We start from the raw sequence: 25,122 nt of genomic DNA on the forward strand, positions 1-25,122 counted from the left end.
TCACGACCTTCCACCGGCCGCTTCCGAGATCCGATCCGCCATCGCGCCATGCTCGATCAACTCGACCAGCTGCGCCCGGTAACCCTGCGCCAGCGCCTCCATCGTCTCCGGCCTGAACATCCGATCGCTGTAGGACCAGTGCATCGTCATCACGCCGTCCATCACCTGGCCGATCACCTCGATCCAGTTCGGCAGCGGGCCGTTCTCGTCGCGGGCCATGCCGCCGGAGTCGCGGGCGCGGGTGAAGCCGGTGCCCTCCTTCAAGGTCTGGTCGAACTGCCCCAGGTAGTTGAACGCGATGCCGGGCCGCACCGCCGCCAGCGAGTCCCGGACCGCCGCGTCGGCGTGCAGGTAGCGCAGCGCGCCGAAGCCGACCCCGCGGTTCGGCACCGCGCGCAGGTGCGCCGACATCGCCGGGATCGCCTCCGCCCATGGCCGGCCGTGCCCTGACAGGCGCACCGGATACGCGCTCGTGAACCAGCCCACCGTGCGGCTCAGGTCGATGTCCGCGGCGTCGCCTTCACGGCCATGACCTTCGAGCAGCACCAGCGCCTCCGGATGCCCGCTCCACGCCGACAGCGTGCGACCGAGCGCGGTCAGCAGCAACGCGTCGATGCCGCTGCCGTAGACCGCGGGCGCGACGCGCAGCAACTGCTGCGTCAACGCCGCATCGAGCGTCATCGAGGCCGAGCGCCGGTCCTTGATCCAGCCGGTCGCTTGCGGGTCGTCGCGCGGCAGGTCAGGGATCGCGGCGATCTCGCGCTGCCAGTGCGGCAGTTCGGCGGCCAGGGCCTCCGAGCCCGCCCATCGTTGCAGATGCTCCGCCCAGGCCTTGAACGGTGCGCTGCGCGCCGGCAGCGTCGGCTCCGTGCCTGCCGCCAGCGCCAAGTACAGCGTCTGCAGGTCTTCCAGCAACACGCGCCAGGACACGCCGTCGATCGTCAGGTGATGCACCGCGATCAGCAGACGCGCGCTGCCGTCGGCATGACGGAGGTGCAGCATCCGCCACAGCGGGCCCTGCGCGAGGTCCAGGCTGCGTTGCGCCAGGTCAGCCTCGCGTCGGATGTCGTCCGGTCCGGCCACGTCGCGCGTCCACAGCACCTCGACGGCCTCCGCGGCGGCAGCGTCCTCGTAGCGCTGCGCCCACGCGCCCTGCCCGTCCTGCCGGAATCGCAGGCGCAGTCCTTCGTGGTGCCGGGCGAGCAGCGCGATCACGCGCCGCAGCCTGTCATCGTCCAGCCAGGCCGGCGCCTGCAGCATCACCGACTGGTTGTAGTGATGGCGAGCGGGGATGGGCTCCTCGAAGAACCAGCGCTGGATCGGGGTCAGCGGGACGATGCCCTCGGCGCCAGCGGCTTCGAGTCCTGCGGTCTCGACTGCTGCGGAAGCAGTCGAGACCGTGGTCGTGGCCGCCGCGACCGCAACCGCGGCACTCAGGCCTTCGATCGTCTGGTGCCGGATCAGGTCCCGCAGCCGCAGCTCGAAGCCGAGCTTGGCGTTGCGCACCCGCGAGATCACCTGCAGGCTCAGGATCGAATCGCCGCCCAACTCGAAGAAGTTGTCGCCGATGCCGACCTGCTCGACGCCCAGCACCTCCTGCCAGATCGCCGCCAGGCGACGCTCGACCTCGTTGCGCGGCGCACGATGCGCCCCATCGCCGCTCGCCACCGGATCCGGCAACGCGGCGCGGTCCAGCTTGCCGCTGATGAGTCGCGGCAGCTTCGGCAGCACGACGAGGTGCGCCGGCGCCATGTGCTCGGGCAGCGTTTCCGCCACGCGCTGACGGATGCGCGTCAACAGCGACGCCTCGACGACGTCCGGCAAGGCGACGACATAGGCGACCAGCTGCTTGCCCGACGCGCTCTCGCGCGCCACGACCGCGGCCTCGAGCACCCCCGGCACCTCGGCCAGGCAGGTCTCGATCTCGCCGAGCTCGATCCGGAAACCACGGATCTTCACCTGGTGGTCGGCGCGGCCGATGTACTCGATGTTGCCGTCCGCCATCCAGCGGACGAGGTCGCCGGTACGGTAGAGCCGGCCGCCCGCGGCGTCGAACGGGTCCGCCACGAAGCGCTGCGCCGTCAGGCCTGCGCGACCGAGGTAGCCACGCGCCAGGCCGTAGCCGCCGATGTAGAGCTCGCCGACGACGCCGGCGGGCACCGGCTGCAGGTCGGTATCGAGCACGTGGATGGCGCGGTCGCCCACCGGCCTGCCGATCGGCGCGTAGGCGCAGTCGAAGCCTTCGGTGGCCGCGGACTTCCAGATCAGCGGCGTGATCACGCATTCGGTCGGACCGTAGCCGTTGATCATCGTGCGGGGGCGCAGGTGGCGGCAGACCTTGTCGTACGCCGCCTTGGGCATCGCCTCGCCGCCGAAGACGTAGAGCTCCACGGGCGGCGCGTCGCCGCGCAGGCCCGCCCAATCGGCGATCTGCCCGAGGTAGGCCGGCGGGAAGGCGGCATTGGTGACCTCGTAGCGGTAGAGCGCCTCGCTGGTCTGCTCGGCGGTCCAGAGCTCGTTGTCGCGCAGCGCCAGGCCCGCGCCGATGCACAGCGGCGTCAGCCAGCGCTCGTGCGCGCCATCGAACGAGAACGACATGAAGTGCAGCTCGCAGGACGCCGCGGTCATGCCGTAGATCTCCGCCGTGGCCAGGCAATGCATCGCCAGCGGGCCATGCGTCACCGCCACGCCCTTGGGCAGCCCGGTGGAGCCGGAGGTGTAGATCACGTAGGCCAGGTGGTCGGGATGGTCCGGCAGGTCCAGGTCGATGGCCTCCGTGGCATCCACGATGTCTTCAAGGTCCGCAAGGTCCGTGGCGCCATCGATGTTGTGCGTGGGGACTGCAGCGGACGGACGATCGCCCACCTCCTCCATCGTCACCACGGCCAGGCCTTCCACCACGGGCAGTCGCGCCTGCAGCGCACGCTGCGTGAGCAGCAGCGACGCGCCGCTGTCCTGCAGCATGAACGCCAACCGGTCGGCCGGGTACGCCGGGTCCAGCGGCACATAGGCCGCGCCGGCCTTGAGCACCGCCAGCAGTCCGACGATGCTGTCCAGCGAGCGTTCCAGCGCCACGCCGATGCGCGCATCCCGCTGGATGCCGAGGCGGACGAGATGGCGTGCCAGTCGGTTGGCGCGGGCGTTCAGCTGCGCGTAGCTGAGTTCGTCGTCGCCGAACAGCAGCGCGATCGCATCGCCGCGTTCGGCGGCCTGGCGTTCGATCAGACGGTGCACGGGGACTGGTCGCCGCTCGGCGGGCCCATCGCCGCGGCCCAGCGCGCGGAGCGCCGCCGTGGCCGGTTCCGTCATCCACGCAAGCTCACCCAGCGGCACGGACGCATCGGCGCTCATGCAGGCAAGCAGCTGCGCCATCTCGCCGCGCAGGGTCTCGACGAAGGCGTCGTCGAAGTCGCGGCGGCTGTAGCAGTACTCGATGACGAGCCGGTCCCCCGCGACGACCTGCAGGTCCATCGCATAGCCGGTCAGGCCTTCGCCGCCGATCTCCGCGAACTCGAGGCCGTACTGGCTCAGCTGCCGCAGTGCACGGTCGATCGGCGCGTTCTCGAACACGATGATGCTGTCGAACAGCGGTCGGCCGGACGATCCCGCCCAGCGCTGAACGTCCGCCAGCGCGGCGTGCTCGTGGTCGCGCAGCTGGAGATTGGTGTCCTGCACCGCGCGCAGGTAGTCGCCCACGCGCTGGCCGGCGTCCCAGCACACGGGCACCGGCACCGTGTTGATGAACAGGCCCAGCATCTCCTCGGCGCCGGGCAGCGAGGCCGGACGACCGGCCACGGTCGCACCGAAGACGACACGGTCGCGGCCCGTGTGCCGATGCAGCAGCACGGCCCAGGCAGCCTGCACCAGCGTGTTGACGGTCACGCGCTCGCGCTGCGCGAAGGCCTGCAGCGAGGCGGTCTCGTCGATGTCGAAGCGCGTGTAGCGCTTCTCGAAGCCGGAGCGGCCCGGCGCGGCGCGGGTCGACTCGGCCAGCAGCGTCGGTCCGTCCAGCTGGGCCAGCGCCGAGGTCCAGAACGTCTCGGGCGTACCGACGTCCTGACGCTGCAGCCAGCGCACGAAGTCGCCGTAACGCGGCGGCGTCTCGGGCAACGCTTCGCCGGCGTAGCAGCGCAGCCATTCGGCCATCAGGCGCGAGTCGCTCCAGCCGTCCGACAACAGGTGGTGGCGCGTCCACACCAGTTGATGGCGATCGTCGTCGAGCTGGATCACGGCCACGCGCGACAGCGGCGGTCGGAGCCAGTCGATGGGACGCACGAGCTCCGCGCGGGCGAAGTCGGCGATGCGACGGGCCATCGCGGCCGAATCAGTCGAATCAGCCGAATCAGCCGAATCGATGGAAGCGGTCGGCTGGGTGGCACCGGAGGACCTGCGCCAGTCGATCCGTTCCATCACGGCCGGTGCGTCGCGCAGCACCAACTGCAACGGGCGCGCCATGCCGGGCTGCCAGAGCACGACCGTGCGCAGCATCGCGTGGCGGGCGACCATCACGCGCCAGGCCGCCTCGAGGCGCTCGGGGTCCAGGTGGCGGACTTCGACGTTGAGCTGGTTCACGTAGAGCCCGGAATCCGGCGCCTCCACGGAATGCAGCAGCATTCCCTCCTGCGTCGGGACCAGCGGGTAGACGTCCTCGATCGTCGAGGCGTCGATGCCGAGCGCGGCGATGGCCGCGTCGTCGAGGAAATCCTCCAGATGACCGCGCACGACCGCGGCGTTGGCGGCGTCCGGCGATGCCCCCGGCTCCGCGAGCCGTTCGGCGACCGCGCCCAGGCGGGCGATGGTCTGCAGCTCGAAGACTTGACGCGGCGTCAACACCCAACCCACGCGGCGCAGCCGGGAGATGATCTGCAGGCTCAGGATGGAGTCGCCGCCGACCTCGAAGAAGTTGTCATGGCGGCCCACGCGCGTCGCGTCCAGCACGTCCGACCAGATGGCGGCGATGGCGGCCTCGACCTCGCCTTGCGGCGCTTCGTAGTCGACGGTGGAGGCGACCTCCGGCTGCGGCAGCGCCTTGCGGTCGACCTTGCCGCTGGGATTGAGCGGCAGCGTGTCCAGCATGACGATGACGGCAGGGACCATGTACTCCGGCAACGTGCGAGCCAGCGCCTCGCGCAGGAACGCGACATCAATGGCAGCATCGACGGCGTCGTCGCTCGACCGACCTTGGTCGCCTTCAGCACCTTCAGCACCTTGAGTGCGTTCAGTGCGTTCAGTGCCTTGCGATGCGCCGATCGCGCCGTGCGCTGACACGTACGCGACGAGCCGAGCTGCCGTCGATCCCTGCTGAGCCACGACGACGGCCTCCCGGATCCCGGGCTGCGCCAGCAGCTGCGCTTCGATCTCTCCAAGCTCGATGCGGAAACCGCGGATCTTGACCTGATGGTCGATGCGGCCGAGGTAGTCGAGTTGCCCGTCGGCGTTCCAGCGCACCAGATCGCCGGTGCGATACAGCCGGCTGCCGGCCGACGAACCAGTGCTCCCCGTTCCTTCGGCGTCGCCCGAGGCCATCGGGTTCGCGACGAAGCGCTCGGCCGTCAATCCGGCGCGACCGTGATAGCCGCGTGCCAACCCGACACCGCCGAGGTAGAGCTCTCCCGGAACCCCGGGCGGAACGGGATTGAGGTCGCGGTCCAGAACCCAGGTGGAGATGCGCGCGATCGGCGCGCCGATCGGCACCTGGCTGCGGCCGTCGTCGCGGCAGGTCCAGTGCGTGACGTCGATGGCGGCTTCGGTGGGACCGTACAGGTTGTAGAGCCCTGCGTCAGGGAGCCGACGGAACACGCCGGCCTGGGCCTCTGCCGGCAATGCTTCGCCGCTGCACACGATGCGGCGCAGCGAGGTGCAGACCTCGACACCGTCATGTGCCAGGAACGCCTGCAGCATCGACGGCACGAAGTGGATCGTCGTGACCCGATGCGCTTCGATCAGCGAAACGAGACGTGCCGGATCGCGATGATCGCCCGGCGCGGCGATGGCCAGACGAGCACCCTCGGCCAGCGCCCAGAAAAGTTCCCACACCGAGACGTCGAAGCTCAGCGGTGTCTTCTGCAGCACGGTATCCGCCGAGCTCAGCGCGTAGGCTGCCTGCATCCACGCCAGACGGTTGTGCAGCGCCACGTGGCGGTTGGCCGCGCCCTTTGGCCGCCCGGTCGACCCGGACGTGTAGATCACGTAGGCGAGGTTTTCGCCGTGCAACTCGATATCGGGGTTCGTCGTCGAATGTTCGGAGACGTCGACGGTATCGATGTCGATGAAGCGATGCCCTTCCCCACCTGGAAGCCGGTCGCGCAGATGCGATTGCGTCAGCACCAGCGACACGCCGCTGTCCTGGAGCATGTAGGTCAGCCGGTCGGCTGGCAGCTCCGGATCGAGCGGCACGTAGGCGCCACCGGCCTTCAGGATCGCCAGCACGCCGACCATCATGTCGAGCGAGCGCTCGACCGCCAGCCCCACGCGCACGTCGGGGCGCACGCCCAGGTCGATGAGGCGATGCGCGAGGCGATTGGCGCGAACATTGAGTTCGCCACGCGTCAGCGACGTATCGCCGAACACCAGCGCGGGCGCATCGGGATCGATCGCGGCCTGGCGTTCGATGAGGCGATGGATCGCCAGCAAGGAATCGACGCCCGCGCCGGTCACGCTTCCCGCACCTTCAACGACATCGGCGCCGGAGATGCCGATGTCGATGCCGATGCCGATGGCCTCCGGACCCTCGCTCCATCGTGCCAGCATCGCCTCCTCGGCGGTTCCGAGCAGCGGCAAGGCGTGCAGAGGACGGTCGCCGCCTTGGACGAGCGCGTCGACGATCCCGCGCACGGCGGCCTCGAGATAGCCGGCCATGCGCTCGGCACGCACCGACTGCTCGACCTGCAGCACCAGCTCGAACACCTCGCCCCGATCGTTGACCGACAGCGTGAACGGATAGTTGGTGCGCTCCTTCGCACTGACCAGCGTCATACCCTCCCAGGTCGTGTCCAGCTCGTTCACGGCGCCGGCAGCGCTCGTGCCGTTCGTGCCATGCGCGCCCCCTGCGCCATGCCCGCGCGCGCTGCCGTCCTCGCCGCGGCGCGGACCGCTGTGGCGGTAGTTCAGCAGGCTGGAGAACAGCGGCGTCCCGCCCGGCAACCCGCTGCATCGCTGCGCCAGCGACAGCGGCGCATGCTCGTGATGCAGCAGGCCGGTGAGGCGCTCGTGCGTCTCGCGCAGCCCCTGTGAGACGCTGCGGCCGCCGAGCCGCACCCGCAGCGGCAGCGTGTTGATGAACATCCCCATCGCGCGATGCGCGTCCTCGCCGCCGGCCATGCGACCGAACAGCACCGTGCCGAAGACGACGTCGTCGCGGCCCGCGGTGCGCGCCAGAACGAGCGCCCAGGCAAGATGGAACAGCGTCGCCGCGCTGACGCCGTGGCGCCGCGCCTGCGCGCGCAGGGCCGTGGAGAGCGCCGCGGGCAGTGTCAGGCGCGACTCCTCATTGGTGCTGCCGTCCAGCCGCGCATCCGCCAGTCCGAACGGGGCGGTGAGCTCGTCCACATCGCCCAGCTGCTCGCGGAAGAAGGCTTCGTGGGCCGCCGTGTCGATGCCACCGCGAGCCTGCGCGACGTAGCGGCGGTAGGGGACCGGTGACGGCAGCTCGGCCAGCCGGCCCTGCAGGATCAGCGCGATCTCCTCGATCATCAGCTTCTCGGCCGTGTGGTCGAGCGCCAGGTGATGGCTCGGCAGCTGCAGCAGCCACTGGCCGGCCGGCTCGTCGTGCACGGCGATCGCGCGCACCAGCGGCGCGCGGCGGACGTCGATGCGGAAGCTGCGACGGTCCGCATGGGCGGCCAATCGTTCCGCCGCGAGCCCCGCCGCACGGTCCGACTCGTCGATCTCCAGCCATTCGAGCGGCAGCGGCGCCTCGCGGCACACGACCTGCACGGGATGACGCAGCCCCTCCCACAGGATCGCGGTGCGCAGGATGTCGTGCCGCGCGATCACCTGGTTGAGGGCCTCGACGAAGCGCAGCAGACGTGGCTGCGCGTCGAAGCGCAACATCAGCGAACGGACGTAGGCGTCGCCCTGCGCCTGCATCAGGTGATGGAACAGCATCCCCTCCTGCAGCGGCGCCAGCGGATAGAGGTCCTGGATGTTGGCGGCACCGCCGGGAATGGCCGACTCGATCCGGCGCAGCTCGTCCGCGTCGAGGTCGATCAACGGCAGCATGCCGGGCTCGAGCGCGACGCAGCCGACGGGGATGGTGGCGGCGCTGTCGGCGATCGTGGCGGCGTCCGGCGACGGACGGGCCATGGCAGCGGCGATGGCGGCCGCGAAGTCGGCCAGTCGTGGGTGCAAGAAAAGCTCCCGCATCTCCAGGCGCCAACCGGCCTGGCGCAATCGCGCCTGCAGCTGGATCGCCAGCAGCGAGTGACCGCCGATCTCGAAGAAATTGTCCTGGCGGCCGACGCGCTCGACCCCCACCAGGTCGGCCCAGATCGCGGCGATGGTTGTCTCGGCCTCCCCTTGTGGCGCTTCGTACTCGACGGCGGACGCGGTCTCCGGCGCCGGCAGCGCCTTGCGGTCGACCTTGCCGCTGGGGTTCAGCGGCAGCGTGTCCAGCACGATGATGGCGGCGGGAACCATGTATTCGGGCAGCCTGCGGCTCAATGCCTCGCGCAACGTGGCGAGGTCGAGGCCGTCTCGCGTCGCGGCGTCCGTCGACCGTGCCGACACGTACGCGATCAGCCGGTCGCCGGTCGGCGCGCGGTGCGCCACGACCACGGCCTCACGCACGCCGGGCTGCGCGAGCAGCTGCGCTTCGATCTCGCCCAGCTCGATGCGCAGGCCGCGGATCTTGACCTGATGGTCGGTGCGTCCGAGGTAGTCGAGTTGGCCGTCGGCATTCCAACGGACAAGGTCGCCGGTTCGGTAGAGCCGGCTGCCGTCGCCAGCGGTGGGGTTCGCGATGAAGCGCTCGGACGTCAGTCCCGCGCGATCGTGATAGCCGCGGGCCAATCCGATGCCACCGAGATAGAGCTCGCCCGCAACGCCTTGCGGCACGGGGTTGAGATCCCCATCGAGCACCCATGTGGAGATCCCGGTGATCGGCGCGCCGATCGGCACCTGACTGCGGCCGTCGTCACGGCAGGTCCAGTGCGTGACGTCGATGGCCGCCTCGGTGGGACCGTACAGGTTGTAGAGCCCTGCGTCAGGGAGCCGACGGAACACGCCGGCCTGGGCCTCTGCCGGCAATGCTTCGCCACTGCACACGATGCGGCGCAGCGAGGTGCAGACCTCGACGCCGTCATGTGGCAGGAACGCCTGCAGCATCGACGGCACGAAGTGGATCGTCGTGACCTGATGCGCTTCGATGAGCGACACCAGGCGTGCGGGATCCTTGTGATCACCCGGGGCCGCGATGGCCAGGCGTGCGCCCTCGGCAAGCGCCCAGAACAGTTCCCACACCGAGACGTCGAAGCTCAGCGGTGTCTTCTGCAGCACGGTATCCGCAGAGCTCAGCGCGTAGGCCTCCTGCATCCACGCCAGACGGTTGTGCAGCGCCACATGGCGGTTGGCCGCACCCTTCGGCCGCCCGGTCGATCCGGACGTGTAGATCACGTAGGCGAGGTTCTCGCCGTGCAGCTCGATACCGGGGTTCGTCGTCGAATGTTCGGAGACGTCGACGGTATCGATGTTGACGAAGCGATGCCCTTGCCCGCCCGGAAGCCGATCGCGCAGGTGCGACTGCGTCAGCACCAGCGACACGGCGCTGTCCTGGAGCATGTAGGCCAGCCGGTCGGCGGGCAGCTCCGGATCGAGCGGAACGTAAGCGCCACCGGCCTTCAGGATCGCCAGCACGCCGACCATCATGTCGAGCGAGCGCTCGACCGCCAGCCCCACGCGCACGTCGGGGCGCACGCCCAGCTCGATGAGGCGATGCGCGAGGCGGTTGGCGCGGACATTGAGCTCGCCACGCGTCAGCGACGTATCGCCGAACACCAGCGCGGGCGCGTCCGGCGCATTCGCTGCCTGGCGTTCGATGAGTCGATGCACCGGCTCCGTCGAGGCAACCGGCGCGGTGTTGATGCTGAGTCGACCCAATGCGTTCGACTCGGCTTCCGACATCAACACCACGTCTCCGACGGCGATCTCCGGCGTGTCGACGATCGCCGCGAGCATCGCGGTGAAATGTCCGGCCAGCCGATCGATGGCCGCAGGATCGAACAGCTCCACTGCGTAGCTGAAGCTCGCCCGCACCGTGCCGTCGGCGTTCTCGGTGGTGGTCAGCATCAGCTCGAACTGAGCTGCCTGCTCGCCGGCCACGTACGGCGTCACCTTCAATCCCGGCAGCGCCGCCTCGCCCTGCGCCCCGCCGCGACCGTGGTTGAACATCACCTGGAACAGCGGATGCACGCCCAGCGAGCGCTCCGGCTGCAATGCATCGACCAACTGCTCGAACGGCAGGTCCTGATGCGCCTGCGCACCGAGTGCCGCCTCCTTTGCCTGATCGAGGACCTGCGCCAGCGTGCGGCGGCCCTCCACGCGATTGCTCAGCACCTGCGTGTTGACAAAGAAGCCGACGACGCCCTCCGTCTCCGGCCGCTGACGGTTGGCGACGGGCACGCCCACGCGGACGTCGGCCAGACCGGCATGGCGGGCAAGCACGGCCTGATAACCGGCCAGCAGCGCCATGAACAGCGTGGCGCCACGATCCAGCGCCTGCTGTCGAAGCCGGCCCACCAGTGCCGCCGGCAGCGTCGTCACATGCTGGGCCGCACGATAACGGCCATCCGAGCGGCGCGGACGGTCCACCGGCAACTGCAACACCGGCTGCTCTCCGCCCAGCCGGTCCTTCCAGTAGGCCAACTGCCGGTCCTTCTCGCCGGCCTCCAGCCAGTGCCGCTGCCACGCCGCGTAATCGGCGTACTGGATCGGCAGGGCCTGCGAAGAATGAACCTCGCCCCGCACCCGCGCGCCGTACTGCGCGATGAACTCGTCGACGATCACCTTCATCGACCAGCCGTCCGACACGATGTGATGCATCACGACGACCAGCACGTGGCGCCCGGCGTCCTGACGCAGCAGCGCCACGCGCAGCAACGGACCCTGGCCCAGGTCGAAGGGCTGGTCCACGAGGCGACGCGCCTGCGCCCGCGTTCGGCTCTCCAGGTCGGTCCCCCGGTCGGTCCCGGCATCGGTCCCGATGTCGATCTCGATGCCTGTCCGAGGACCTGCATCGGCGATGCGTCCCTGGCTGAGGTCGATGGTCTCGACCTCGAAACCGGTGTTCCCGGCTTCATGCACCTGCTGGGCCACCTGCCCCTGCGCATCTGCATGGAAGGTCGTGCGCAGCGACTCGTGACGCTCGACCAGCGCGGCGAAGCTGGCACGCAGGGCGGCTTCGTCGATCGTCCCCTGCAGGACCAGCGCACTGGACAGGTGATACGCCGTGCTGGTCGGGTCCAGCGTCCACAGGAACCACTGGCGCAGCTGGGAATGGGAGAGCGGCCGTGCGTCGAAGCGCGCCTCCAGACGGGCACCAGGGCCGTCGCCCGAGGACGACGTCGCCGTGTCCGCGCCCACTTCGCCGGGCGCGACGCGCGGCGCCGGCACGATCGGCAGCATCGCGAAGTCGATGCCCTGCGCCTTCAGCGCCTGCAGGAACCCCGTTGCTTGTCGGCGGGAAGTCGCGCGAAGCGCTCCGCGAGTGCGCGCTTGGGATCGGCGGGGCGCACGGTCGACGTCCCGGTCCCGGCCGCCGTCGCCGTCGCCGCTCCAGCCGCTCCAGCCGCTCCAGCCGCTCCAGCCACCGATGCTGTTGCCGATGCGCCCGCGACGGGGTCGTTCTTGTCGATGATGCTCATTCAGTTCTCCCAGGTGTCCAGCAGCGCCGCCATGCGATCCAGATCGCCGCTCTGCGCCGACGCCAGCGCATCGACTTCGCGCTGCACGGCCGCGGCCGCATCGGCCAGCGTCGGCTGCTCGAAATACGCGCGCAGCGGCAGCTGCACGCCGAAGCGGCGTTGCACCTTCATCTGCAGTTTCAGCAGGGCCAGCGAATGCCCGCCCAGTTCGAAGAAGTTGTCGTCGCGCCCGACGCGCTCGATGCCCAGCGTCTCCGCCCACAGCGCGGCCAGTGCCGTCTCGGTGTCGCCGCGTGGTGGCTCGTGGGCACGATCGACGTCGGCCTCAGGCGCCGGCAGCGCCTTGCGGTCGACCTTGCCGTTGGGGTTCAGCGGCAACGCGTCCAGCACGATGAACAGCCCCGGCACCATGTGGTCCGGCAGCACCCGCGCGAGGCCCTCCCGCAGCGCGCGCGGCGCCAGCACGTGGCCCGGCAGCGGCGACACGTAGGCCACCAGCCGCGCGCCGGACGCGCCCTCGGCGGCAACCGCCACCGCCTCGCGCACGCCGGGCTGCAGCCGCAACTGCGACTCCACCTCGCCCAGCTCGATGCGGAAGCCGCGCACCTTCACCTGGTGATCGATGCGGCCGAGGTACTCGAGCTCGCCGTCGGCGTTCCAGCGCACCAGGTCGCCGGTGCGATACATCCGCCCACCCGGGGCGGCGAACGGATCGGCGACGAAGCGCTCCGCGCTCGCGTCCGGCCGGCCCAGGTAGCCGCGCGCCAGGCCGCCGGCCAGGTACAGCTCCCCCGGCACGCCCGGCGGGCACAGGTTCAGGTCACCGTCCAGCACGTAGGCGGCGCGGTCCCCGACCGGCTTGCCGATCGGCATGTAGGACGCCTCGAAGCGCTCGCCCGCCATCGCGATGCCCACCGTCGGGGTGATCACGGTCTCCGTCGGACCGTAGCCGTTGATGATGCGGGGTGGCTTGAGCACGGCCTGCACGAGGTCGAGATTCGCGCGCGACATCGCTTCGCCGCCGACGGTGTAGGACCGGATCGGCAGCCGACTTGCCGACTCGCCGAGCATCTCCGCCATCTGCGTCAGGTACCCCGGCGTGAAGCACGCGATCGTGATGCCGTGGCGCTCGATCTCCGCGGCGGTCCGCTCGACCGGCCAGAGCTCCTGGTCGCGCGGCATCAGCGCCGCGCCGAAGGCCAGCGGCACCCAGGTTCGCTCATGCGCGCCGTCGAAGGCGATCGACGCGAACTGCAGCTCGCGGTCGGCCGGCGTCATGCCGTAGACCTCGCCGATGGACTGGACGTGCATCGCCAGGGGCCCATGCGTGACGGCCACGCCTTTGGGACGCCCCGTGGAGCCGGACGTGTAGATCACGTAAGCCAGATGCTCCGGGTGGATCTCGACGGCGGGATTCGTCGCGGCGCCGGTGAAGGCGTCACCGCCATCCAGCGTCAGCACCTCGAGCCCCTCGTGCACCGGCAGCCTGGACGCGATCGCTTCCTGAGTCAGCAGCAGTCGCAGGCCGCTGTCCTCGACCATGTAGGCCAGACGCTCCGCCGGATACGCAGGGTCCAGCGGCACATAGGCGGCGCCAGCCTTGAGGATCGCCAGCAGGGCGACCACCATGTCCATCGAGCGCTGCACGGCCAGTCCGATGCGGTCTTCGGGCTGGACTCCCATCGCGATCAGGCGATGCGCGAGGCGGTTGGCCCGGGCGTTGAACCCGGCGTAGCTGAGCTGGTCGTCGCCCGAGATCAACGCGATGGCATCGGGCCGCTCGGCGGCCTGGCGTTCGACCAGCCGGGGCACCGGCGGCGTTGCACCGTAGCGATGGCCGTTGAGTCCCCAGACCTTCAATCGTTCGCGCGATCCGGGGTCGAGGACGTCGAGCTCGCTCATCGTCCGCGTCGGACGCTGCGCCAGCGCATCCACCAGGCTGCCCACGGCCGCCTGCATCAGCGCGCAGACCTGGTCCGCGTCCAGCGTCTCGTGCACCTGGGCGACCAACCCGAAGCCGTGGCCGTCGTCGTCCACCGAGAGCCCGAACGGGTAGTTCGAGCGCTCCTGCGCGGCACCGATCTCCATGCCCGCCCACGCGCTGGACGACGCATCGCGCCGGCGGCCCGCATGCCGGTAGTTCAGCAGCGCGGAGAACAACGGCGTGCCGCCTGACAGGCCGCTGCAGCGCTGCGCGAGCGACAGGCTCGCGTGTTCGTGATGCAGCAGCGCGGAGAGCGCCGCATGGGCGTCCCTCAGGCCATCGACGACGGACTGCGCGCCCACGCGCAGCCGCAGCGGCAAGGTGTTGATCGAGAGACCCAGCGCGCGCTCGGCGCCGCCTTCGGCGCTCAGGCGGCCCAGCAGCACGGTGCCGAAGACCACGTCGGTGCGACCCGTCGTGCGACCCAGCACCAGCGCCCAGGCGAGGTGGAACAACGCAGCGACGCCGACGCCATGCCGGCGTGCCTGCTGGCGCGCCGCGGCGGCCAGGGCGTCGGGAAGCGCATGGCGCGCCTGACGCAGGCGCGTGCCGTCGCCGCGGACATCGGCCACGCCGAACGGCGCGGTCGGCTCGGTGACGTCGCGCAGCATCTCGCTGAAGAACGCCTCGTGCGCCGCGCGGCCGACGCCGAGGCGGGCCTGCGCCACGAAGCGGCGGAAAGGCACAGGCTCAGGCAGCTCGGCGGCCCGGTCCTGCTGGATCAGCGCGATCTCCTCGACGACACCGGCCAGCGTGCTGTGGTCCGTCACCAGATGATGGCTGGGGAGCTGCAGCAGCCAGCGGTCCTGGGCCGCGTCGAATCCGGCGATCGCGCGAAGCAGCGGCGCGCGGCGGACGTCGATGCGGCAACGCCCCGGCCGGGCCATCTCCTCGAGCCGTGCGGCCACCGGGCCGTCCTCGGGCGACAGCCACTCGATGGCGAGTCGCGCCTCCCGGCACACGACCTGCACCGGTTCCTCCAAGCCCTCCCACAGCACGACCGTGCGCAGGATGTCGTGGCGCTCGATGACGCGGTTGAAGCTCTCGACGAAGCGGCGCAGACGCGACTCGCTGTCGAAGGCGATCAGATGGGCGGTGACGTAGGCGTCGGCGTCGGGCTGCAGCAGGTGGTGGAAGAGGATCCCCTCCTGCAGCGGCGCCAGCGGGTAAACATCCTGGATGTTGGCGGCGCCGCCCGGGATGGTCGCTTCGATGCTGTCGATCTCCTCGGGCGTCAGCGTGATCAGCACGTCGGCCGCGTCCGTCGACGCCATCGCGGACGACACGATCGCCTGGGCGAACGCGGCGAGCTCCGGGTGCAGGAAGATCTGCCGGACTTCGGCGCGACGGCCCTGCGCGCGCAGGCGCTCCAACACCCGCAAGGCCAGCAGCGAGTGGCCGCCCAGCGCGAAGAAGTTGTCGCGCCGTCCTACCTGTTCGACGCCCAGCACCTCCGCCCAGATCGAGGCGACGGCCCGCTCGACGGCGCCCTCCGGCGCCTCGTACTCGGCATCGGAGATCGCTTCCGGCGCCGGCAGCGCCTTGCGGTCGACCTTGCCGCTGGGGTTCAGCGGCAGCGTGTCCAGCACGATGATGGCGGCGGGGACCATGTATTCGGGCAGCCTGCGGCCCAATGCCCCACGCAGCGTGGAGATGTCGATGCTGCGTTGCGCCGCGACGTCCGTCGCGTCTGCCGGAACGTTCGTCGACACGTTCGTCGACACGTATGCGATCAGTCGGTCGCCGGTCGGCGCCCGGTGGGCCACGACCACGGCCTCACGCACGCCCGGCTGTGCGAGCAGCTGCGCTTCGATCTCGCCCAGCTCGATGCGCAGGCCGCGGATCTTGACCTGATGGTCGGTGCGTCCGAGGTAGTCGAGTTGGCCGTTGGCATTCCAACGGACAAGGTCGCCGGTGCGGTAGAGCCGGCTGCCGTCGCCAGCGGTGGGGTTCGCGATGAAGCGCTCGGACGTCAGTCCCGCGCGATCGTGATAGCCGCGGGCCAATCCGATGCCGCCGAGATAGAGTTCGCCCGCAACGCCTTGCGGCACGGGGCTGAGGTCAGCATCCAGCACCCACGTGGAGATGCCAGTGATCGGCGCGCCGATCGGCACCTGGCTGCGACCGTCGTCACGGCAGGTCCAGTGCGTGACGTCGATGGCCGCCTCGGTGGGACCGTACAGGTTGTAGAGCCCTGCGTCAGGGAGCCGACGGAACACGCCGGCCTGGGCCTCTGCCGGCAATGCTTCGCCGCTGCACACGATGCGGCGCAGCGAGGTGCAGACCTCGACACCGTCATGTGCCAGGAACGCCTGCAGCATCGACGGCACGAAGTGGATCGTCGTGACCCGATGCGCTTCGATCAGCGAAACGAGACGTGCCGGGTCGCGATGATCTCCAGGCGCGGCGATGGCCAGACGAGCACCCTCGGCCAGCGCCCAGAACAGCTCCCACACCGAGACGTCGAAGCTCAGCGGTGTCTTCTGCAGCACGGTGTCGGACGCATCGAGTGCGTAGGCCTCTTGCATCCACGCCAGGCGGTTGTGCAGTGCCACGTGGCGGTTGGCCGCGCCCTTCGGCCGCCCGGTCGACCCGGACGTGTAGATCACGTAGGCGAGGTTCTCGCCGTGCAACGCCAGTTCAGGGTTCGCGTCGGATGTCGCGTCGACGTTCCGATCCGATAGGACCGATCGACCCGCGTGTTCGATCGCTTGGGGCGCTCCGATCGTGTCGATGTCGACGAACCTGCGCCCTTCCCCACCGGGCAGCCGGTCGCGCAGGTGAGACTGCGTCAGCACCAACGACACGCCGCTGTCCTGGAGCATGTAGGCCAGCCGGTCGGCGGGCAGCTCCGGATCGAGCGGCACGTAGGCGCCACCGGCCTTCAGGATCGCCAGCACGCCGACCATCATGTCGAGCGAGCGCTCGACCGCCAGCCCCACGCGCACGTCGGGGCGCACGCCCAGCTCAATGAGGCGATGCGCGAGGCGGTTGGCGCGGACATTGAGCTCGCCACGCGTCAGCGACGTATCGCCGAACACCAGCGCGGGCGCGTCTGGAGCGATTGCGGCCTGGCGCTCGATGATCCGATGCACCGGCTCCGCCGGTGCGACCAGCGCGGTGTTGACGCTGAGTCGCGCGAGGGCGTTCGACTCGCCCTCCGACATCAACGCCACGTCGCCGACGGCGACCTCCGGCGTGTCGGCGATCGCCGCAAGCATCGCGGTGAAGTGCCCGGCCAGCCGCTCGATGGCGTCCGGCTCGAACAACTCCGCCGCGTAGCTGAAGCTCGCCCGCAGACCGCCGTCCTCCAGTTCCATCGTGTGCAACGCGAGCTCGAATTGCGCCGCGCGCTCCGTCATCGCGACCGGTTCGATGGTCAGCCCGGACAGTTGCCGGGCCGACAAGTCCTGACCCCGTTGATGGTTGAACAGCACCTGGAACAGCGGATGCAAGCCCAGCGACCGCTCCGGCTGCAGCGCTTCGACCAACTGCTCGAAGGGCAGATCGGGATTCGCCTGCGCGCCGATGGCCGCCTCGCGCGCCTGCCCCAGCAGTTGCGACAACGACGACCGCGTGCCGATGCGGTTGTCCAGCACCTGCGTGTTGACGAAGAAGCCCACCACCGGCGCGATCTCGGGCCGGTCGCGGTCGGCGATGGGCACGCCGACACGGATGTCGGACTGGCCCGTCCATCGGGACAGCACGGCCTGGAAGCCGGCCAGCAGTCCCATGAACGGCGTCGCGCCCGCCTCCCGCGCACGCTGCCGCAGGCGGTCCATGAGGGCCGGCGCCAGCGTGATCGTGTGTCGCGCCGCCTGGTACCGGCCATCGGCGCGTCGCGGACGGTCGGTCGGCAGTTGCAGCACCGGCTGCTCGCCGCCCAGGCGTGCGAGCCAATGATCGAGCTGCAGCCGCCGCTCGCCGCCGGCCATCCGCTGCCGTTGCCACGCGGCGTAGTCCGCGTACTGGATCGGCCACGGCGCCAGCGTCGACTGTTCGCCGCGCACGGCGGCCTCGTAGTCGGCGAAGACCTCGTCCACGACGATGCGCATCGATCCGCCGTCGGAGACGATGTGATGCATCACGACCACCAGCAGGTGGCGATCGGCGCCCTGGCGCTGCAACCCGATCCGGATCAGCGGCCCCGACCGGAGGTCGAAAGGCGTATCGACGAGTCGCCGTGCCGCCGCCTCGTCCGGCAGCTCGGTCAGCGCGACCGCGGCTTCGCCCGACCCCTGGACCTGCTGCGCCACCTCGCCATCCGGCCCGGCATGGAAGGTCGTCCGCAGCGATTCATGCCGGCGGACCAGCGCGCCGAAGCTCGCTCGCAGGGCCGCCAAGTCCAGCGCCCCGTGCAGGGTCAGCGCGCCCGCGATGTGATACGCCGTGCTCGCCGGATCCAGCTGCCACAGGAACCACTGACGCTGCTGCGCGGAAGAGACCGGCAGCCCGCGCGACCGATCGGCCGCGGACAGGGGCCTGATCGCCGCCGTGTCCGGGCGCAGGCCGTCCACGGCCCGCGCCAGTGCCGCCACGGTCGGATGCTCGAACACCTGCCGTGGCGACAGCTGCCAGCCCCGACGGTGCGCCAGCGAGATCAGCTTCAGGCTCAGGATCGAATCGCCGCCCAGCACGAAGAAGTGGTCGTCACGGCCGACCCGCGTCACGCCGAGCACTTCGGCGAAGAGGCCCGCGACCGTCGTCTCGGTGTCGCCGCGCGGCGCAGCGTAGGCGTGCACCGCGGCGGGATCGGGGTCCGGCAGCGCCCGTCGGTCGACCTTGCCGTTCGGATTGAGCGGGAGTGCGTCCAGGCACACCACGAGGCTCGGCACCATGTAGTCGGGGAGCACGGCGGCGACCTGGGCACGCACGTCCTCCACGTCGATCGCCCGGCCCGGTCGCGCGACGACATACGCCACCAGCCGCGCGCCGGAAGGACTCGGCGCAGCGATGACCACCGCCTCGCGCACGGCCGGCTGCGCGGTCAGCGCGGCCTCGACTTCCCCAGTTCGATGCGGAAACCGCGCACCTTGACCTGATGGTCGATGCGCCCGAGGTACTCGAGTTCACCGTCGTCATCCCACCGCACCAGATCGCCGGTGCGGTACATGCGCGCGCCCGGGGCGCCGAAGGGATCCGCGACGAAGCGCTCGGCCGTCAGGCCGCCGCGATCGAGGTAACCGCGCGCCAGGCCGGCGCCACCGAGGTAGAGCTCCCCCGGCACGCCGGGCGGGCAAGGCGACAGGTGGCTGTCGAGCACCCAGGCGGCGCGCTCACCGACGGGGCGGCCGATCGGCGCGACCGGTCGGTCGCCCAGCGGGGCGATGTCGTCCGCGGAGGCCCGCCACGCGCAGGGTGTGATGACGGCTTCCGTCGGTCCGTAGGAGTTCACCAGCCATTGCGGTGCGAAAGCGTCGCGGGCCGCGCGCAGATCGGCGGCGGGCCAGGCCTCGCCGCCGGCGATGCACAGTCGCACCGGCAGGCGGCCGCCCGGATGCTCGGCGGCCAGCTGGCGCAGGTAGGCCGGCGGCAGGTGGATGGCGGTTACGCCGTCGCGACGCATCGTGCGCGCGACCTCGGCGGTCGACCAGCCGTCCTGCGGCAGCAGCACGACCGCGGCGCCGTGGATCAGCGGCGCCATCCACTGCGATCCGGCGGCATCGAAGCTGATCGACGCGAACTGCAGCATGCGGTCGTCCGGCTCGAGACCGAAGCGCGCCACCACCGCCTGCAAGTGCATGGCCAGCGCGCCGTGCGCCACGGCCACGCCCTTGGGGCGGCCGGTCGACCCGGAGGTGTAGATCACATAGGCCAGTTGGTCGGGCGACAGCGGCACGCGGGGCGCCGCCGTGTCGCTCGCCTGGCCGTCCTTGCTCGCTTCGATCGCTTCGCTTCCGTCGTTCCCGTCGTTCGTGCGGCCCGTGTCCGATGCCATCCGATCGAGACACAGGACCGTGAGCCCGGAACGCGTCGGCAGGCGCGCGGACGCCGCCTCGGTGGTGAGCAGCAAGGCGAGATCGCTGTCCGCCATCATGTGGGCCAACCGTTCGGCCGGATACGCAGGATCCAGCGGCACGTAGGCACCGCCGGCCTTGAGGATGGCCAGCAGGCCGACCACCATCTCGACCGACCGCGGCACGGCCAGTCCGACGCGCGATTCGGCCTTCACCCCCGTGCGATGAGGTGGTGCGCCAGCCGGTTGGCACGAGCGTCCAGCTGCGCATAGCTGACCCGCTGACCGTCGGCGATCAGCGCGATCGCGTCGGGCCGCTCGGCCGCGTGACGCTCGATCAGCCGTGGCACGGCGGCGACCGCTGGCAGCGACGGCCTCAGTGACGGCTGCGGCGACGGCTGCGGCGACAGCGGCCCTGGCGACAGCGGCCCTGGCGACAGCGACCTGCCGGTCTCCTCGACGTCTCCGGACGATCGCCGACCCTCGACGGCGGCGGATGTCGCCCACGCGCGCCATTGGGCGAGCGCCGACGCCTCGATGCCACCGAGCTCGCACAGCGCCAGTTCGGGCTGCTCCGCGAGCGCCCGTGCGATGTCCTCGACCGCTGCCAGCACCGAGGCGACGATGTGGTCGGGGTCCAGTGAACGGTGCACCTGCGCCACCAGCCCGAAGCCGTCGCCGAAATCATCGACGGAGAGCGCGAACGGATAGTTCGTCCGTTCCTCGCCGTCGAGCAGCCGCACGCCCTCGCCCAACTGGGCGCCGACCGGCATGCGGCGGCTGTGGCGGTAGTTCAGCAGCGCCGAGAACAGCGGCGTGCCGCCGGGCAGACCGCTGCAGCGCTGTGCCAGCGACAGCGGCGCATGTTCATGGCGTAGCAGGTCCGCCAGTCCCGCGTGCGCGTGACGCAGGCTCGCGGCGACGCTGGTCGCGCCCACGCGCAGACGCAACGGCAGCGTGTTGATGAACAGGCCGAGCGCGCGGCCGGCCTCCTGGCCGGCCTGCATGCGGCCCAGCAGCACGGTGCCGAAGATGACGTCGTCGCGTCCGGTCGCCCGCGCCAGCACCAGCGACCACGCGAGGTGGAACACCGCGGAGGCGGTCACGCCGTGCCGCTGGGCCTGGCGCCGGACGGCGGCGGCCAGTGCCTCGTCCAGGCTCAGTCGGGCTTCCCGCACGCCGGATCCGTCGCCCTGCACGTCGACGAGGCCGTACGGCGCCGTCGGCTCGGTGACGTCGCCCAGCAGGCCGGAGAAGAAGGCCTCGTGCGCGTCCCGGCCGACGCCCCGTCGGGCGCGGGCCACCAGGTTGCGGAACGGAACGGGCGCGGGCAGTTCGGCCTCGGCGCCACGCTGCATCAGGCCGATCTCCTCGACGATGCGTTCCAGCGTCGTGTGATCGGACACCAGGTGATGACGCGACAACTGCAGCAGCCAGGAGCCTTTCCACCGCCTGTGCGCACCGCTCTCCGCGCCTCTGTCCATGCCCTCGGGCCAGTCGACGCCCTCGGCGAGGCCCTGCACAGCCGTGGCCCGGATCATCGGCGCCTGCCGAACGTCGATGCGCATCCGGCTGCGATGGACGTGGGCCTTGAGCCGCTCGGCGGCAGCCGCCGTGGGCGCGGCCCCCTCCCCGTCCAGCCACTGCAGCGTCAGTGGCGCTGCGCGGTGCACGACCTGCACCGGGTCCCGCAATCCTTCCCAGACCACCGACGTGCGCAGGATGTCATGCCGCGCGATCACCGCGTCCAGATGCGAGACGAATCGCTCCAACCGCTCGCGGCTGTCGAAGGCCAGCCCGCGCGAGGTCACGTAGGCGTCGCCCTGCGTCTGCATCAGGTGATGGAACAGGATGCCCTCTTGCAGCGGCGCCAGTGGATAGAGGTCCTGGATGTTGGCGGCGCCGCCCGGCACCGCCGACTCGATGCGCCGGATCTCGTCCGGCGCGAGATCGACCAGCGGCAGCATGGCGGGCTCGATGGCGGAGCAGTCGGCGGGAATGCCGTTCGGCGGCACGACGATCTCCGCCTCGGCGGGATCGCGGGAGATGGCCCGCACGAAATCGTCCAGGCGCGGATGCTCGAACACCTGACGCACCTGCGCGCGGTGTCCGTCGCCGCGCAGCCGCTCGATCAGCCGAAGGGCCAGCAGCGAATGGCCGCCCAGCTCGAAGAAGTGATCGCGCCGGCCGACACGCGCGACGCCCAGCACCTCCGCCCAGGCTGCCGCGATGGCCGTTTCCATCGGCCCTTCCGGTGGTTCGTGATCGCCGGATCCGGACGTTTCCGCATCCGGCAATGCCTGGCGGTCGACCTTGCCGTTGGGCGTCAGCGGCAGCGCCTCCATCACGACGATGGCCGACGGCAGCATCGCGTCGGCCAGCACGCGGCCCAGGCGCTCGCGCAGCGCGGCGATGTCGGGCGCGACGCCGTCACGTCCGGTGACGTACGCCACGAGCCGTGTGCCGCCCAGGCTCTGCCCGGCCGTGACGACGGCCTCAGCGATCGCCGGATCGGCGCGCAGCTGGGCCTCCACCTCGCCGAGCTCGACGCGGAAGCCGCGCACCTTGACCTGGTGATCCACGCGGCCGAGGTATTCGAGTTGACCGTCCGGCGTCCAGCGCACCAGATCGCCGGTGCGGTACATCCGCCCGCCGTGCGCGTCGAGCGGGTCGGCGACGAAGCGCTCCGCCGACTGGCCGGGGCGCTGGTGATAGCCGCGCGCCAGACCCGGGCCGGCCACATACAGCTCGCCGGGCAGGCCCGGCGGCAGCGGCTGCAGGTCCGCATCCAGCACGCGCATCGCGCTGCCCGGCAGCGGGCGGCCCACCGGCAGCGTGGCTGCCGACCGGTCGGCCTGCGCGGCATCCTGCGTCAAGGTGCCGACCGTGGTCTCCGTCGGCCCGTAGTGGTTGAACACGCGCAGATCCGGCCGCAGCGCGCGGAGGCGATCCAGCAGCGCCCAGGGCGTGGCTTCCCCGCCCAGCACCAGCCGGCGGCGCGGCAGGACCTCGGCCGGATCCAGCGCGCCCATCAGCGCCTGCAGGTGGCTGGGCGTGATCTTCAGCATGTCGATCGCGTGGCGCCGCATCACGGCGGCGAAGCCGTCCGGATCGAAGGCCCGCGCCGCGGACACCAGGTGCAGCGTCCGCCCGGCGCTGAGCGCGCCGAAGAGCACCGTGTGTCCCAGGTCGGCCGCGACGGTCGACACCATGGCCATGCTGCTCACGCCGTCGGCCTCATGACTCCTGTCGATGTCGGCGGCGGTTGCGCCGCTCTCCCGACCGGCAATGCCCAGGCGATGCAACACGCCGTCCAGGTAGTGGGCGAGCGCGCCGTGGCTCACGACCACGCCCTTCGGTCGTCCCGTCGAGCCGGAGGTATAGATGAGGTAGGCGGCCTGATCCGGGTGCGTGAGCGCCGCGGCCATGGGCGACCGGCGTTCGCCGTTGCCATCCCTGGGGTTGGCGGTGTCGGTGGTGGCGTCCTCCTCCGCTTGCAGCTCGAGGATCTCGACGCCACCGGTCCACGCCGGATCGATGTCGCCGATCACCAGCATCGCGCCGCTGTCGCGCAGCTGGAACGCCCGGCGTTCCTCAGGCAGCGCCGGATCCAGCGGCACCACCGCGGCGCCGGCGCGCATCACGCCGAGCATCCCGACCACCATCTCGATCGAGCGCTCGACAGCCAGGCCCACGCGCGCGTCGAGGCCGACACCTCGCGCCTGCAGCAGTGAGGCCACCTGATCGACGCGACGGTCCAACGCGAACCAAGTCAGCGATGCCTCCTCCTGGACGAGAGCGATCGCATGCGGTTGGCGATGCGCGTGTCGACGCACCTGCTCGTGCACAGGAACGAATGCCGCTTGCCGCGGAGCCGATGCCGATGCCGATGCCGATGCCGACGGCGTTGCAGAGGAGGAGTCACGCGCCTCTCGCCGGTTCCCCACTCGCCCAGGCGTCGCAGGTCATCGGCGTCGGCAAGGCTGACGGAGCCGACCGTGCGGTCCGGCTCGTGCACCAACGTCTCGAGCATCGTCACGCAGCCGCGGATCAGTCGCCTGGCGGTCGCCGGCCCGAACAGGTCGGTGTTGTAGGCCAGGCGTCCGCTTGTGCGCGACGCGCCGACCTGGAAGTTCATCGACAGGTCGAACTTGGCGTTGACATCGCCCTGCTCGATGAACTCGACGGCGACGTCGTCGAAGGACAAGGCCGGCAGGTCGCCCATCTGGACGCCGAACAGCACCTGGAACAGCGGCGAGCGCGATGGATCGCGCCGCTCGCCGCGCTGCGCGAGCAGCAGGTCCAGCGGCAGGTCCGGGTGGGACATTGCCGCCAGCGCGTCGCCGCGGATCTGGCGGCAGAGCTGGCGCAGCGTCTGCCCGGGCGACAGCCGGGCCCGGTAGACATGCGTGTTGATGAAGAAGCCGATGAGGCCGAAGACCTCCTCGTCCTGCCGCCCCGCGTGCGGCACGCCGACGGCGAACTCGGACTGGCGGGCGAAGCGCGCGAGCAGCAGCTGCCAGGCCGCGAACAGCGCGACGAACGGCGTGCAGCGCTCGACGCGGCAGAACTGCCGCAGCGCGGCGTCCAGCGCGGGATCGAGGTCGAAGGCGATCGAGGTCCCGCGGAAGCCCGGCATCGCCGGACGCGGCGCGTCGGTGGGCAGTTCCAGCACCGGCACCTCGGCGCCCAGATGCGCATGCCAATGGGCGAGCGCGCGGTCGAAGCCGCCGCGGGCCATCTCGGCGCGTTGGCGGACCGCGTGGTCGGCGTACTGCAGCGGCAGCGCCGGCAGGGCCACCGGTCCGGACTGCTTCAGCGCCAGCGCGTAGGCGGCCGAGAGGTCCGCGGCGAAGATCGGGTTCGACCAGGCGTCGGACACGATGTGGTGCAGGCAGAGCGCGAGCACGTGTTCATCGTCGCCGACCCGGACCAGGCGCGCCACCATCGCCGGCGCCGTCCCCAGATCGAAGACATGGTTCAGCGTGGCCTGGACTTCGCGCGCGACCGCCGCGTCGCGCGTCTGCGCGCGATCACCGCTGCCGCGGCCCAGGTCCGACAGGTCGACCTGTTCGAGCACGAACGGGACGCTGGCCTGCGCCACCGCCATCGGCACGCCGTCACGTTCGAAGAAGCGGGTGCGCAGGATCGCATGGCGGGCGATCACGGCGTCGAAGGCGCGCTGCAGCGCTTCGGCCTGCAGCGGACCGCGCAGCCGCATCACGCGTGGCAGGTTGTAGGCGGTCATCCCCTCGCCCATCCGCTGCAGGATCCACAGCGGCTCCTGCGTGAACGACAGCCTGACGGCATCGCCGTCGGCGACC

At 70.8% G+C, this 25,122-nt stretch carries 4 protein-coding genes and 1 pseudogene; all 5 read right to left on the reverse strand.

Features of this window, described 5'->3' with window-relative positions; genetic code table 11:
- The 5 genes and pseudogenes from ACQ86G_RS21955 to ACQ86G_RS21975 all read right to left on the reverse strand — a co-directional run bounded on the left by ACQ86G_RS21955 (nucleotide 1) and on the right by ACQ86G_RS21975 (nucleotide 25,097).
- Entirely contained in the window at nucleotides 1–11,619 is an 11,619-nt protein-coding gene (locus tag ACQ86G_RS21955; protein ID WP_431257298.1) for an amino acid adenylation domain-containing protein, read from the reverse strand.
- 23 nt (nucleotides 11,620–11,642) lie between these two features.
- Nucleotides 11,643–11,858 carry a hypothetical protein gene (locus ACQ86G_RS21960; protein ID WP_431257299.1) on the reverse strand — a complete coding sequence of 72 codons (216 nt, stop codon included), beginning with the start codon at nucleotides 11,856–11,858 and terminating at the stop codon, nucleotides 11,643–11,645.
- Complete coding sequence (locus tag ACQ86G_RS21965) at nucleotides 11,859–18,815, reverse strand: amino acid adenylation domain-containing protein (RefSeq protein ID WP_431257300.1); 6,957 nt, start codon at nucleotides 18,813–18,815, stop codon at nucleotides 11,859–11,861.
- Nucleotides 18,816–18,829: 14 nt separating this feature from the next.
- Nucleotides 18,830–23,646 (reverse strand): annotated as a pseudogene (locus ACQ86G_RS21970) (amino acid adenylation domain-containing protein); the annotation flags it as partial.
- The gene (locus ACQ86G_RS21975; protein WP_431261464.1) at nucleotides 23,571–25,097 is read right to left on the reverse strand and encodes a condensation domain-containing protein; all 1,527 of its coding nucleotides are present in this window, start codon (nucleotides 25,095–25,097) and stop codon (nucleotides 23,571–23,573) included. The gene ACQ86G_RS21975 and the pseudogene ACQ86G_RS21970, both read right to left, overlap by 76 nt.
- Nucleotides 25,098–25,122 lie beyond the last annotated feature (25 nt).

Source organism: Roseateles chitinivorans (assembly GCF_050632145.1).
Taxonomy (GTDB): domain Bacteria; phylum Pseudomonadota; class Gammaproteobacteria; order Burkholderiales; family Burkholderiaceae_C; genus Roseateles; species Roseateles chitinivorans_B.

Excerpts from the sequence above, each read along its gene's own strand:
- ACQ86G_RS21955 (WP_431257298.1), bottom strand. The coding sequence starts at position 11,619 with ATGCTGCCGATCGTGCCGGCGCCGCGCGTCGCGCCCGGCGAAGTGGGC.
- ACQ86G_RS21960 (WP_431257299.1), bottom strand. The coding sequence starts at position 11,858 with ATGAGCATCATCGACAAGAACGACCCCGTCGCGGGCGCATCGGCAACA.